The sequence below is a fragment of the uncultured Aquimarina sp. genome, assembly GCF_947492405.1.
Lineage (GTDB): Bacteria > Bacteroidota > Bacteroidia > Flavobacteriales > Flavobacteriaceae > Aquimarina.
On record NZ_CANLMP010000006.1, the window covers coordinates 280,172 to 294,983 of the forward strand.

At 33.1% G+C, this 14,812-nt stretch carries 9 protein-coding genes; all 9 read left to right on the plus strand.

Annotated elements, in window-relative coordinates:
* Nucleotides 1-100: 100 nt before the first annotated feature.
* The 9 genes from Q0829_RS20835 (at nt 101) to Q0829_RS20875 (ending at nt 14,578) form a co-directional block, all read left to right on the plus strand.
* A complete protein-coding gene (locus Q0829_RS20835) occupies nt 101-2,002 on the plus strand; it encodes an OstA-like protein (RefSeq protein ID WP_298546558.1) in 1,902 nt (633 codons plus the stop codon).
* Between the two features lie 91 nt (nt 2,003-2,093).
* Entirely contained in the window at nt 2,094-3,296 is a 1,203-nt protein-coding gene (locus Q0829_RS20840) for an aspartate aminotransferase family protein (protein WP_298546560.1), read from the plus strand.
* A 404-nt stretch (nt 3,297-3,700) separates the two neighbouring features.
* A complete protein-coding gene (locus Q0829_RS20845) occupies nt 3,701-5,098 on the plus strand; it encodes a tetratricopeptide repeat protein (RefSeq protein ID WP_298546562.1) in 1,398 nt (465 codons plus the stop codon).
* Between the two features lie 138 nt (nt 5,099-5,236).
* Complete coding sequence (locus tag Q0829_RS20850; protein ID WP_298546564.1) at nt 5,237-6,202, plus strand: DUF368 domain-containing protein; 966 nt, start codon at nt 5,237-5,239, stop codon at nt 6,200-6,202.
* 3 nt (nt 6,203-6,205) lie between these two features.
* Nucleotides 6,206-7,234: a DUF368 domain-containing protein gene (locus Q0829_RS20855; protein WP_298546566.1), complete on the plus strand. Its 1,029-nt coding sequence runs from the start codon at nt 6,206-6,208 to the stop codon at nt 7,232-7,234.
* Nucleotides 7,231-7,959: a shikimate dehydrogenase gene (locus Q0829_RS20860; protein ID WP_298546568.1), complete on the plus strand. Its 729-nt coding sequence runs from the start codon at nt 7,231-7,233 to the stop codon at nt 7,957-7,959. Before Q0829_RS20855 ends, Q0829_RS20860 begins: the two co-directional genes overlap by 4 nt.
* A gap of 141 nt (nt 7,960-8,100) precedes the next feature.
* Nucleotides 8,101-10,224, plus strand: a complete 2,124-nt coding sequence (locus Q0829_RS20865) for a DUF349 domain-containing protein (protein WP_298546570.1) — start codon at nt 8,101-8,103, stop codon at nt 10,222-10,224.
* A 9-nt stretch (nt 10,225-10,233) separates the two neighbouring features.
* On the plus strand, nt 10,234-10,860 hold the full coding sequence (locus Q0829_RS20870; protein ID WP_298546572.1) for a class I SAM-dependent methyltransferase: 627 nt from the start codon (nt 10,234-10,236) through the stop codon (nt 10,858-10,860).
* A gap of 274 nt (nt 10,861-11,134) precedes the next feature.
* The gene (locus Q0829_RS20875) at nt 11,135-14,578 is read left to right on the plus strand and encodes a starch-binding protein (protein ID WP_298546574.1); all 3,444 of its coding nucleotides are present in this window, start codon (nt 11,135-11,137) and stop codon (nt 14,576-14,578) included.
* Nucleotides 14,579-14,812: the final 234 nt, after the last annotated feature.

The window sequence follows — 14,812 nt, forward strand, 5'->3', positions numbered from 1 at the left end:
CTTTAAAATGCAACAAAACTTCATCGCTTAAGTATTTATGCATGAACCCATACAATCATTACATACAATTTTCGTTATTTTGCAGACAAATTACAGATACTTGAAAAATACATTTTTCTATATAGCTTTCATACTGCTTTTTTCTACCATCTCATTTGCTCAAGAAGGTAAAAAAATCAAGGTTCAATCCGATCGTACTATTAAAAATGAGGAACGTTTTCCTGGAGCAACCATTCTGGCCAAAGTAAACAAACAAGTTTATATTGAGCATGATGGTATTGAGATTTGGTGTGACCGAGCAATACATTATGGAGAAGACAAATTCATTAAAGCTCTTGGTAATGTAAAAATGAAACAAGGAGATACGCTAACAATGACAAGTGCCTATGCAGAGTATAATGGTAATAGTAAGTTTGCTTATGCAAGAGAAAAAGTGTTTTTAGAAACTCCATCCAACACACTAACAACGGACACCCTGTTTTTTGACCGACTACGTCAGCAAGCATATTATCGAAGTGGAGGAACTGTAAAAGACTCTTCTAATACATTGACCAGTAGAATAGGTAGATATTTTATGGATAGAAAACAATATTCATTTAATACTAAAGTAAAAATTGTCAACCCAGAAAATACGGTAGATTCTGATCGTCTAGATTATTATACAGATAATGGTCACGCATATTTATATGGTCCATCCACGGTAAAAGGAGAAGAAAGTACATTGTACTGCGAGCGTGGTTTTTATGATACTAAGGTAAAAACTGGATATGCGATAAAAAATGCCAGGATAGATTATGACAATCGTACCGTTTATGGAGATAGCATATTTTATAATAGCGCAATTCAATTTGCATCTGCAACCAATAATATAAAAGTGCTGGATACAGCTAACAATTCTGTAATTACCGGTCATTATGCAGAAGTTTTTAAGGATAAAGATTCTGTTTTTATTACCAAAAGAGCTTTAGCAGCTACTTTACAAGAGAAAGACTCTATATATATTCATAGTGATACATTAATGGTTACAGGAAAGCCAGAACGTAGGATTATGAATGGTTTTTATGATGTCCGGATTTTCAAAAGTAATATGAGCGGTAAAAGTGATTCTATTAATGTAGATCAAACTACTGGATATACCAAAATGATAGGTAAGCCCATTATCTGGTCACAGCGCAATCAAATGACAGGAGACACTATCAAGATTATCTCTAATACTGAAACAGAGAAACTAGATTCGCTGATTGTATACCAAAACGCATTTTTAGTACAAGAAGACACCCTAAAAGCTGGATATAATCAGGTAAAAGGGCAAACTTTATACGGCCTATTTAAGGATAATGAAATTTATCAGGTTGATATAGATAAAAACACGGAAACTATATTTTATCAAAGAGAAAGTGAAGGAGAACTAAAATTGATTGGTATTAACAAAGTACTATCCAGTTCCATAAAGTTGCTATTGGAACAAAGAGAAATTGTAGATGTATTTTATTATCAAAATGTAGATGGAACCTTATATAGAGAAATAGATCTACCAGAAAATGCCAGGGAACTCTCTGGCTTTAAGTGGCGTGGAGATGAACAAATATTAAGCAAAAAAGACCTTTTTAGAGGTGAAGCACCGCCAAAACTAACCAAAATAACAGGAATACCACTACCAGTAGAGGATGATGATTTCTTTGATGAGGAAACTATAAAACGTTTGGAGGAAAATAAATCAAAAGATTCTCGTCTCTTAGAACAAAAACTAGAAGACGCTCAACTAAAGGAAACAAATAAAGAACTGAATTTACTACCAATAATAAAGGATAAAACAAAAGATGATGTAAAATCCAAAAAGAAAAAAGACACAACTTCAAAAAAGAAGACATCTAACAAAACTTCCTTTGTAGATCCTGATCTTAGTAGGACAGCTAGGCAACGAGATAGTATTACTGTAACTACCATAAAAAATCAAAAATCGACTGATAGTATCAAAAAGAAAAAACAACAATCTAATTAGGCAATAAAATTGTTATTTTACAAAACATACTTTAGTCAGTTTTTAACTTCAAGGCACTAAAATTTCGATAGATTGATGTAACTTTATTAAGGTGAAAAAAGACTTCTACAGATATCAGGCTCAGACTACACCACATCCATTGGCTATGGAAATTTCTTATGCAGAAGGAAGCTATATTTTTTCTACAAACAACAAGAAGTATCTGGATTTTGTAGCAGGAGTATCTGCTTGTAGTCTTGGACATAGACATCCCAGGGTTGTAAACGCTATAAAAGAGCAACTAGACAAATATCTACATGTGATGGTGTACGGAGAGTATATCCAGAAACCTGCCGTAGAACTCACAAAACTTCTAGCCTCCCTTATTCCCGATCCTTTAGAAAAAACATATTTAACTAATTCTGGAACAGAAGCTATAGAAGGTTCTCTTAAGTTAGCAAGAAGAGTAACCGGAAGAAGTCAAATCATAGCTGCTAAATTAGCTTATCACGGGAATACAATGGGATCTATGAGTGTAATGGGATTTGAAGAACGAAAACAAGCTTTTAGACCATTAATTCCAGATGTATCCTTTGTAAATTTTAATAGAGATGAGGATCTACAATTCATTACCGAAAAAACAGCCGGAGTAATTCTAGAAACGATACAAGGAGGAGCAGGATTTATAGAACCCAAAAATAAATATCTGAAAAAAGTTCGTGAACGATGCAATGAAGTTGGTGCCGTACTTATTTTAGATGAGATACAACCCGGATTTGGACGTACCGGAAAACTGTTTGGTTTTCAAAATTACGATATCATTCCTGATATAATAGTGATGGGAAAAGGAATGGGTGGTGGATTACCAATAGGAGCTTTTACAGCTTCTTCTAAGATGATGGATCAATTACAAGACAATCCAAAACTTGGTCATATTACCACCTTTGGAGGTAACCCTGTCATTGCAGCTGCCGCTTTGGCAACATTACAAGAAATCACAGAAGGTGACTTAATGGCAGAAACCTTACAAAAGGAGAAATTGTTCAGATCATTACTAATACATCCTTTGATAGATGAAATTAGAGGTGTTGGCTTAATGTTAGCATTTATGACTCCTTCTGCAGAAATCACAAATGAAATTGTTTTAAGGTGCCAAGACAAAGGATTAATTCTTTTTTGGTTGCTTTTTGAACCTAAAGCGGTACGTATTACGCCCCCTCTTACGATATCTGAAGAAGAAATCAAGGAAGGTTGCCAGATCATTCTTAAAGTATTAAATGAGATTGAAAATGATGAAAAGTTTAAAAAACGATAGTGCTATATTGATTTAAAACCCTTATCTTTAGTAGCATATCTTACCATATCACACATTCAATAATATTTAGCGGCTTATAATATAAAAAATGCTAAACCATTAATTATTAATGGTACACATTTTGTTAATTAGTTTGTTAAAAACAATTGATTTCTTAGGTAGTATCATACAATTTCATTTGTAATTTTAATTCAGAGGAAATCAATAATGCAAAATAAATTAAGTAATGATGTTTTTACAACTCTTGCTTGTTGGGGAAGACAAAAAAGGTTTGTAACATATTTTTGATTTATAAAGCACCTTTAATCAACGTGTATGAAATGAGCATATTTATGAATTTCAAAAAAATTGGAATGAATACTATGCGAATTCCATCTGACATTTATTAAAAATAAGGACAACGGATGAAATTTAACCACGAAGAATTCGAAGAAAATAATTTCTCAATTACTCGCTATGAGTCTATGCTGAGATCTAATGATGTTAAGTTTTTTGATTCTGATGAGTTTGAATCTATTATTCATCACTATCTGGAAAACGGAAAAATCGCAAAGGCTAAAAAGGCAATTTCCTTAGGACTTTCGCAACATCCGTCTTCTGTAAACTTAAAACTATTACAAGTTGAAATCCTTGTTTTTGAGGATCGACTAGATAAAGCTGATAATCTTTTAGGTCAACTTCATGCTTTAGAACCTGAAAATGAAGAAATATATATACAAAAAGCAAATATTCTTTCTAAGCAAAATAATCATATAAAGGCAATAGAATTATTAAGCACAGCACTAGAATACACAGCTGATGAGGCTGATGTATATTCTTTAATCGGAATGGAATATCTCTTTATGGATGATTTCGAAAACGCAAAAGTAAATTTTATGAGATGTCTTGAGTCTGATAATCAGGATTACTCTGCGTTATATAATATAATTTATTGTTTTGACTTCTTAGAGCAGCACGAAGAAGCCATTACGTACCTTAATATGTTTCTGGATAAAAATCCATATTGCGAAGTTGCTTGGCATCAGGTAGGTAAACAATATTTCGATCTTAAAGATTACGAAAAAGCTTTAGCTGCGTTTGATTTCGCAATCATTAGTGATGAATATTTTATTGGTGCTTATCTAGAAAAAGGAAAAGTATTAGAAAAATTAAAACGCTATAATGAAGCTATAGAGAATTATCGTATTACCTTAGAATTAGATGACCCTACTTCTTTTGCGTTATTAAGGATAGGAAAATGTTTTGAAAAATTGGGTAGTGATGATTTAGCTATACAACATTTTTCTAAAACAGTACATGAAGATCCATTGTTAGATAAAGGTTGGATTGCTATTACGGATTTCTACATGAGAAAACGTAATTATCAGAAAGCATTATACTATACAAATAAAGCAATAAGCATTGATGCAGAAAACGTACTGTACTGGAAACGTTATGCTAAGATCAATAACAGATTAGCTTTCTTTGAAGAAGCTGAACGCGGATACAGAAAAGCATTAGAATTAGGTAATTACGAACTAGAAACATGGCTCAATCGATCTGATATTTTAAAATTTATTGGAGAATCTGATGCTGCTATTCAGAACATGCATCAAGCGATAGAATTTTATCCCGAAAATGCGGAAGTGCAATATAGGTTAGCTGGATTGCATTATGAAAAGCAAGAATACGATAAAGGAGAATTTCATCTTAGAAAAGCACTGGACTTAGATATAGAATATACTATTGTTCTGGAGGAACTATTCGAGCGTGTATTTAATCTTACTTTGGTTCAAAATATCATTTCGGAGTATAAATCGTAGTAGAAATTAAATATATAACGAGTATAGCAAAACAAGGTGAAAAACTAATTCCACCTTTTAATTTCCTTAAAATTACAGCATACTTTAAATCAAAAAATACATACATTTGTTTGTATAACAATTGCTAAACTAAAAAGAATGCAACGAAGTCTTAAGGACTATTTGGTTATCTCACTAAAAGGTATTGCTATGGGGGCTGCAGATGTTGTCCCAGGAGTTTCCGGAGGAACTATAGCCTTCATCTCAGGAATATATGAGGAACTTATTTCCACAATCAATACGCTAGATCTTAATTTTTTCAAAGTTTGGAAAAGTGAAAGTTTTGGTAATGCCTGGAAGAAATACAACCTCTCTTTTTTGTTAGCATTATTTATGGGAATAGCCATAAGTATTCTTTCATTAGCAAAAGTAATTAAATGGCTTTTACATAATGAACCACTATTGTTATGGTCATTTTTCTTTGGACTGGTATTAGCTAGTATCCTGTATATTGGTAAACAAATAACCTCATGGAACCCAAAAGTTTTTCTTAGCATCATACTTGCGGCTGTTATTTCTTATTTTATTACTGTAGCAGAACCTGTAGCATCACCAGAAAGTCTTTGGTATTTACTTTTTTGCGGTTTTATTGCAATTATCGCGATGATTTTACCAGGTGTTTCAGGAGCTTTTATTCTATTAATTCTTGGAGCATATGAAACCTTTATAGGTATTCTTAATCAATTTAGAGAAGGATTAACAACTCTGGATTTTGATATGTTATGGCAAGCTTTTTATAAAATAGTGATCATAGCTATCGGTGCCGTTACTGGCTTAAAGCTGTTCTCTAAAATATTAAACTGGATGTTCAATAACCATAAAAACGTGACTTTAGCCCTTCTTACAGGTTTTATGATAGGATCTTTAAATAAGATATGGCCTTGGAAAAAAGTACTATCCTGGAGAACAAACTCAGAAGGATTAGAGGTTCCCTTTATTGAAAAAAGCATCTTACCCACAAATTTTGATGGAGATCCTAGAATTATTTGGGCATTAATTTTTGTCTCTATTGGCTTTCTATTAATTCTTATACTAGAACGTCTAGCAATAAAAAAAGACGATTAACACATGGCAGAAAACACCAGAACGTTTAGCGACAAGTTTTTTTTAGTCATTAAAGGTCTGGCTATGGGAGCGGCTAACAAAGTACCTGGTGTATCAGGCGGAGTCGTGGCGTTTGTTGCTGGTTTTTATGAAGAATTTATTTATTCTTTACAAAAAATAAATCTTAAGGCATTTAAACTCTTTATTAATTTTAGATTTAAAAGCTTCTGGAGGTATATAAATGGCCGTTTTTTAGCACTGCTAATTTTAGGAATGCTAATAAGTTATTTCAGTGTTTCCAAAATTCTCGATTATCTTATTATCCACTATGAATTATATGTTTGGGCAGCTTTTTTCGGGATGATTATAGGCTCTATATATTATATAGTAAAAGACTTTGATGATTGGAGCAGACGTAATATCTGCTTTATTATTATTGGAATAATAGTAGGTATTAGTATTAGCCTACTAGAGCCCGCTAAGGAAAATGATAATTTGTTTTTTGTATTTTTCTGCGGTATTGTGGGTGTTTCAGGCATGACATTACCTGGATTATCCGGTTCATTTATTCTTATACTTTTTGGAAATTATGTATTGTTATTAGTGGACTCGGTAAATGCTTTATACGATACTATTGCCGACCTTATACAATGGGATTTGTTCTTTATGGAAAATGCCAGGAGAATACGATTACTCAAAGTTCTTGTAGTTTTCAGTTTAGGATCAATTACCGGTTTAGTAACATTATCACATTTTTTAGGATACGTATTAAAACACTATAAAAATGCAACCTTTGCTGCAATTATTGGTTTTATAACCGGATCACTAGGTGTTGTTTGGCCTTGGAAATACAAGATGTATAAACAAAATGATTTAGGAGAAATTCTAATTGATGCGCAAGGCAATCCTATTCTTGATAATTATGATCGTTATCTTCCAGATCTAACTATTACTCCAACATATATTGCCTTCTTTTTCGTATTAGTAGGCATTGCTATTGTACTTTGGTTAGAGTGGTACGGTGAAAGAACCCTAAAAATTAAACCAAAATGAACATATACGGATTACTAGGCAGAGATATAGGTTATTCTTTTTCTAGAAACTATTTTTCTAATAAATTCAGCAAAGAAAACCTAAAATGTCAGTATCAGAATTTTGATCTTCAAACAATTGGTGAGCTAAAAAACATCATACAGCAAACCGATGTAAAGGGAATGAATGTAACTATCCCATATAAAGAAGAAGTTATTTCTTATCTAGATACATTAGACCCTATTGCGAAAGAAATTGGAGCTGTAAACGTTATTAAATTTGAAAGCAACGGAAAACTAACAGGATACAACAGTGATTATTATGGTTTTACGGAGTCTTTAAAACCTTTACTTAACGAAACGATCAAAAAGGCTTTAATTCTAGGAACTGGTGGAGCATCTAAAGCAATAGCATATGCATTGAATAACTTAAATATTGAACATGTTTTTGTTTCGCGAAATCCAGATTTCAAGGAACTTAGTTACAATGATCTGGATGAGGATATCATAAAAGATTTTAAACTAATTATTAATTGCACACCTTTAGGAACTCATCCTAACACAGAAAATTATCCGGATATTCCTTATGAATACTTAGGTAAAAATCACGTGCTGTATGATCTCATCTATAATCCAGAAGAAACAACCTTTATGAAAAAAGGTAAACAAAAAGGAGCAACAACTTCTAATGGACTGAATATGCTTGTTTTACAAGCAGAAAAGTCTTGGGAAATCTGGAATCAATAATATTCTTGTTTTTTAGACACAAAATTATCCATTAGATCATAATTAAGTAATTCCTAAAACCGATCATTTGCTTTGAGTTTATATAAGATGTTAGTATCTTAGTCAATCCTTAACCTCAGACAAACAAAAACATTTTATATAATGTCCACACACGATAACCTGCCTAAGGCAGATGGAAATGAAGAGAATAAGACCAAAACTTTAGAAGAGAAATTAGAAAATCCTGTTTCTGAAGCAACGGAATTGGATTCTGAAACTCAAGAGTCACAGGATAAAAAACCTGAAGAAATCACTAAAGTAGAAGAGTCTGTTGAGGACAGCATACCTGCTGAAGAGTCTCCAACTGGTGAAAACATTTCAAATACTGAAGTACAAAAAGAAAGCACAGAACCTACTGAAGCACCTCCGGTTATCGAAGACACACCAAATACTGAAGTAGAAAAAGAAAGTGCAGAATCTACAGAAACACCTCATGATGAAATCCAGAGTGAAATGGATGAGGCAGTCGCAAAGGATAGCGAGGACGAAAGTAAGTTGGAACGTCATGATATCGAAAAGAAGGATTATCATGCAATGAATAAGGATGAGCTTATATCTGAATTAAGGCGTTTGATAAAAAGCGAGAAAATACAAGCTATCAAAGAACATGTAGAGGAAATTAAAACCGAGTTTAATGCTAAATTTAACGAAGAAGTAGAACAGAAAAAAGATGAATTTTTAGCTGATGGTGGAAATATAATAGACTTCTACTACTCTACTCCTCTGAAAAAAGAATTTAATTCTGTTTACTTTGATTATAAAGAGAAAAGAAACGCATACTATCAAAACCTTAAGAAAGATCTTCAAGCAAATCTGCAGAAGAGATTAGATATTATTGAAGAACTAAAAGGTTTGTTAAATGTAGAAGAGAATATCAATACTACATACAATCATTTTAAAGAAATTAAAGAGAGATGGCATAATGCTGGTCCAATTCCAAGAGATAAATACAATACCGTTTGGAACACATACCATCATCACACAGAAAATTTTTATGATTTTCTGCATCTAAACAGAGATTTTAGAGATCTGGATTTTAAACATAATCTAGAACAGAAACTTAAAATTATAGAACGTGCTACCGAGTTAGCGCAGGAAACGGATGTTAATAGAGCATTTAGAGAATTGCAAATTCTTCACAAAATGTGGAAAGAAGATTTGGGACCTGTTGCCAAAGAATATAGAGAGCCTATCTGGGAAAAATTCAGCGCGCTTACCAAACAAATTCACGAAAACCGTCAGCAATTTTTTAAAGTACAAGACAAGGTTTATGAAAAAAATCTAGAGGTAAAACAAGAAATTATTGCTAAAATCATCGAAGTTGCTGCTGAACATCCGAAAAATCACGGAGGTTGGCAACAAAAGATCAAAGAGATAGAAGCGCTAAGAGAAGAGTTTTTTAAAGCTGGAAAAGTACCTTCTAGCGCAAATGAAGAAACCTGGGGTCAGTTTAAAGGTGCGGTAAGAGATTTTAATAGAAATAAAAACGCTTTTTACAAGAGTCTTAAAAAAGATCAGTTCGATAATCTAAACAAGAAAATGGAACTTATCAAAATTGCAGAAGATAATAAGGATAGTGATGATTTTTCTGTTACCACTCCATTAATGAAAAAGATTCAAGCAGATTGGAAAAAAATTGGACATGTACCGCGTAAGGATAGCGATAGAATCTGGAAAAGGTTTAAAGATGCTTGTAACGCCTATTTTGATCGTATTCACGCTGAAAAAAATGAAGCTAATAAGGAAGAAATCGCTTCTTATGAAAAAAAGCTAGCCCATATTGAAGCATTAAAAGAACTAAAACTATCCGGTGATCCTAAAAATGATCTTGATACCATTAAAGAAAATATAAGTATTTGGAAAACGATAGGTAGAGTTCCTTACAAAAAACGTAACATCGAGTCTGATTACAATAAGGTATTAGATGGTCTTTTTGAGCAGTTAAACTTAAGCAGGCAAGAGACTGAAATGATCAAATACGAGAATAAACTTAGTTCACTTGCAAATCAATCTGATGATCGAGCACTGAGAAATGAGCAAAATTTCATACGTAAAAAGATTGAAGAGGTTCATAGCGAAATACGTCAATTAGAAAATAATCTACAATTCTTTAAACACGCAGATGACAATAATCCGCTGGTAATCGAAGTGCGAAAAAATATCGAAAAACATAAAGAAAGTCTCGAAGTTTGGAAAAATAAATTAAAGAAAATTAAGCAACTCTAATATTCCAATATGAATTGTGCTCTTTGTGGCTCACAAACCTCAGAATTTTCTGTTGTACACAAACGAGCATACCATCACTGTTCTAATTGTGATGCTATTTCATTACATCCTTCCTATTTCCTTTCTAATGATAAAGAAAGGAATAGATATGAAATACATAACAATGATGTTACAGATTCGGGGTATCAAAATTTCGTATCTCCAATCGTTAATGCTATTATAAAAGACTACGATAAGAGTCATATAGGTTTAGATTTCGGGAGTGGTAGCGACCCTGTTATTACTACCATGCTCAGAAATCAACAATATACTATTACTACATATGATCCATTCTTTGATCCTAATTCAAAAGCATTACAACGAACATATGATTATATTGCCTGTTGTGAGGTAATGGAACATTTTTATCACCCTAATAAAGAGTTCAAATTATTACATTCATTATTAAAAAACAAAGGAAGGCTATACTGCAAGACATATCTTTATGATGAATCTATTGATTTTGATTCTTGGTGGTACAAGAATGATTCTACACATGTATTTTTCTACACCAAAAAAACATTAAATTGGATTAAAGAAAATTTCAATTTTAATGAAGTGATTATTTATAAAAAACTCATCTGCTTTAGAAAATAAATTTCACATCCTCTTTTTATAGAAAATTTGGTTTTAATACTACTTAAAAGAGCTACTATAAAAAATCTTATCAACACGAAAACGTTTGAGTAACTCAATTGATATTCAAGCGAATTATTATTACCTAAATTGCTAATTCAACATTTTTTTTATTAAAAAAATAACATTGTATTAATATTTTTAAAATTTTTATTTTGATATGACAATTTAGACATCTACTTCATAAAAGAAGAGTAAAATTTCACACAAGACACAAACACAAACACTAAAATTCATGAAAAACTCACTACCCAAACTCCTTGGCCTTCTTGGTCTATGGAGCTTACTATTAAATTCTTATTTAATAACCGCGCAAACGGATTTTAGAGAAGAAACGATTTATTTTTTAATGACTTCTCGTTTCTTTGACGGAGATCCTAATAATAATGCTCCCACAGAATGGTCTTCTTACAATCCAGATCCCGAAATAAACCCAACTATTACAGATCCTGATGATGTAACCTGGAAAGGAGATTTCAAGGGGTTGATTCAAAAATTAGATTACATAAAAGACCTTGGTTTTACAGCAATCTGGATTACTCCTATCGTACATAATCGTAGTCCATTAGATTATCACGGATACCATGCTTGGGATTTCACGAAAGTAGATCCACGTTTAGAATCTCCTGGAGCTACGTTTCAAGATTTAATTAACGAAATTCATGCACGCGATATGAAAATTGTACTGGATGTTGTCACCAATCATGCAGGACGGTTTGGAATAAAAGATGTAGCCGAAATAAAATATAATACAGACCCAACAAAACCTTGGTTTGCTCCAGATAATCCTAGTTGGGAATATGACGGCATAACACCTAATCCAGAAGATGGGCTCATATGGAGTAGAGCTAATTTAGCAAAAATGCCACCTCCATATAATGAGGATCTATCACAACATAATTTTCCAGGAAAAGAGAGTTATGTTGATACTTCTGATCCAGATTGGTATCATCATTCCGGAAACGGTTTCGCTCAAGGTTTTGACGATGTAGAAAATCTACAAAATAGAGCTCTAGCAGGAGACACTCCTGATCTTAATACGGGCAGTCAAGTTGTTAGAGATTACCTTGTCAATGCATATGCTACTTATATCAATATGGGAGTAGATGCTTTCCGTTGGGATACAGTTAAACATATGAGTAGAGAGGACATTATTTATTTCTATGATGCTTTTAAAGCTATAAACCCTGACCTATTCATTTTCGGAGAAGTAGCACAAAAACGTCACGAATTACATCCTGTAGAAGAAACCAATCCTCATTATTATACTTGGAGAGGAGAAGTTAACAATTCTCAGCCATTAGATCTTGCCGTAATTGATTTCTTTGGAGAAGCTACTTTTCACGGTACGTTTGAAGAAGGGCAATCTTTTCCAACGGTTAAAGCCGCCGCTAGATATGATAATTTATATAGTGATCCCTCGACACTGGTAACCTGGTTAGATAATCACGATTTTGGTCCCAATAATGACTGGAATAGACGTTATGGAGGTTCTGATGAGAATTTAGCTGCGTGTATGAATTTTATGTTTACTTGGAGAGGAATTCCAACCGTATATTATGGAACGGAAATGCGTTTCAAAGCTGGCGAATTTAATGACATTCATAATGAAGCAGGAATTAGAGAATCAATTAATAATACCGGAAGAGCGTATTATGGAGATGTTATAGATCAAGCTCCAAATCATAAAATATACCAACATATTAAAAAGCTAAATGCTATACGTAAAGCAGTTCCTGCATTACAAAAAGGAAGCTGGGATTGGAAAGATGCTCCTGGTAATGCCGTTTCTTATCGCAGAGTACACCAAGGTAGCGAAGTTGCTGTAGGATTAGCCAAAGATGGTGATGCTTCATTTAGTATTTCAGGAATGACAAATGGTTTGTATAGAGATGCTGTGACGGGTCGCGAAATTGCAGCACAAAATGGTGTATTAAACTTTACCGTAACTTCTGGTTCTGCCGGAATATATGTATTAAACGGGCCTGGTCTAATTGGCGGCTGTGGCGGAGGATTCTTTGAAAACTGTGTTAACGGCCCTAGTAATCCAGTCGTAATCATTAATCCAAACACTACAAACTCCGAAAATCCAATACAAGTTACGATGGAAGCTGTTGGAGGAGCTGGTGCTCCATACAGTATTTACTATACTATCAACGGATCAAATCCTAGCACTTCTAGTTCTCAGTATACTGGTTCTTTCACGATTTCAGAATCTACTACTATTAAAGCGATTGCTTTTGACAAAGATGGAACTGCATCTGATATAATTACAAAGAACTATCGGATTGGTCCAATCGAAGGTTTACACGTTTATTTTAAAAAACCTTCTTCTTGGACACAAGCCAATGTACACTATTGGAATGAATCTCCAGATGTTTTACCTCCAAGTACTTGGCCAGGAACACAAATGAGTCAAATTGATAATTCTGATTGGTATGAATATATTTTCGAAGGAGTCCAAAGTACTAATCTACTCTTTAATGATAATGGAGGTGCAAAAACCGATGACTTAACAAGAGATAGAGATGGATGGTTTGATAATGGAACTTGGTATGATACAGACCCTAGAAATACCGAAAATACTCCTCCTACAATAGTAATGTCTCCTGATGGAGGTTCTTTTGTGGAAGGAGAAACTGTAACCGTTTCACTTAGTGCTACTGATAACTCTCCTGGAGGAATCGAAATTTATTATACACTTAATGGAGATGAACCTAACACTTCTTCAATAAGATATACCTCATCAATAGCTATAACATCAGATACTACTGTAAGAGCTATTGCATATGACACAGAAGGCTTATCTTCTGAAGTTGTAAGTAATTCATTCACTTTTTCCGAAACAACCAATTCGATGACCGTTTATTATAAAGGACCGTTATCAAATCCAAATATTTATTACTGGAATACAACTCCGATAGCATCGACAGTCCCTTGGCCGGGAGCTACTATGACCAATATTGGTAATGACTGGTATTCATTTACATTTAATGGTGTTAGTTGTGCCAATATAATTTTTAATGGAAATGGAGCTAACCAAACCGAAGATTTACAGAGGTGTGGAGATGGATGGTTTTATAATGGAACTTGGTACGATAGTAATCCTGAAGAAAGTCAGGATCTAACAGTATACTTCAAACCTGATTCATATACATCTCCAACTATTTACTTTTGGAATACTACTCCTTCAGGGTTAACAACTTCATGGCCTGGAGAATCTATGACAGCCGATATCGATGGTTGGTATAGATATACGCTATCCAGTACATCTTGCGCTAACCTTATCTTTAGTAACAATGGAACTTCACAAACTCCGGATCTTAACAGATGTCAAAACGGATGGTACTATAACGGTACCTGGTATGATCAAAATCCAGATACAGTAAGATTGGGCAATACTATTGCAGAAGATGATATTTCTGAAGAAAAAATCATCGTATTTCCGAATCCCATAACGGAAAACTCTATAATACAGTTATATTCAGTAAAAACAATAAGTAATCTGAGAATAGAACTTATTAATGTTTATGGTGCTTCTCAAACTATAATTAACAAACAGATTGGTCGAGGAGAACATCGATTTTCATTAGAAGAAAAATCATTAGCGATTGGAATTTACTTTTGTAAAATCACTATCGACGGTAAAACCTCTACCAGAAAAATTATAAAACAATAAGGTAAAGTAGTATAGTATTTCTGCTAAATATAATTCCTCACTTGAAATAATAACTCAAGTGGGGAATTTTTAGGTATGAAAATGAATTATGGTGTTTATTGTATAATAACACAAAACATCGCCCAAGAAGACGATGTTTTGATAAAAAATGACAAACTAAAAGTACTCTACAATTACCTATAAACAAATCACTTACAAAGTACTCTCTTAAGTTTATCATTCTATTAAATAGCA

Bases quoted from the DNA above. Each gene is read 5' to 3' on its own strand.
- Q0829_RS20865 (WP_298546570.1), top strand. From the start codon at position 8,101: ATGTCCACACACGATAACCTGCCTAAGGCAGATGGAAATGAAGAGAAT.
- Q0829_RS20850 (WP_298546564.1), top strand. From the start codon at position 5,237: ATGCAACGAAGTCTTAAGGACTATTTGGTTATCTCACTAAAAGGTATT.
- Q0829_RS20875 (WP_298546574.1), top strand. From the start codon at position 11,135: ATGAAAAACTCACTACCCAAACTCCTTGGCCTTCTTGGTCTATGGAGC.
- Q0829_RS20860 (WP_298546568.1), top strand. From the start codon at position 7,231: ATGAACATATACGGATTACTAGGCAGAGATATAGGTTATTCTTTTTCT.
- Q0829_RS20870 (WP_298546572.1), top strand. From the start codon at position 10,234: ATGAATTGTGCTCTTTGTGGCTCACAAACCTCAGAATTTTCTGTTGTA.
- Q0829_RS20845 (WP_298546562.1), top strand. From the start codon at position 3,701: ATGAAATTTAACCACGAAGAATTCGAAGAAAATAATTTCTCAATTACT.
- Q0829_RS20855 (WP_298546566.1), top strand. From the start codon at position 6,206: ATGGCAGAAAACACCAGAACGTTTAGCGACAAGTTTTTTTTAGTCATT.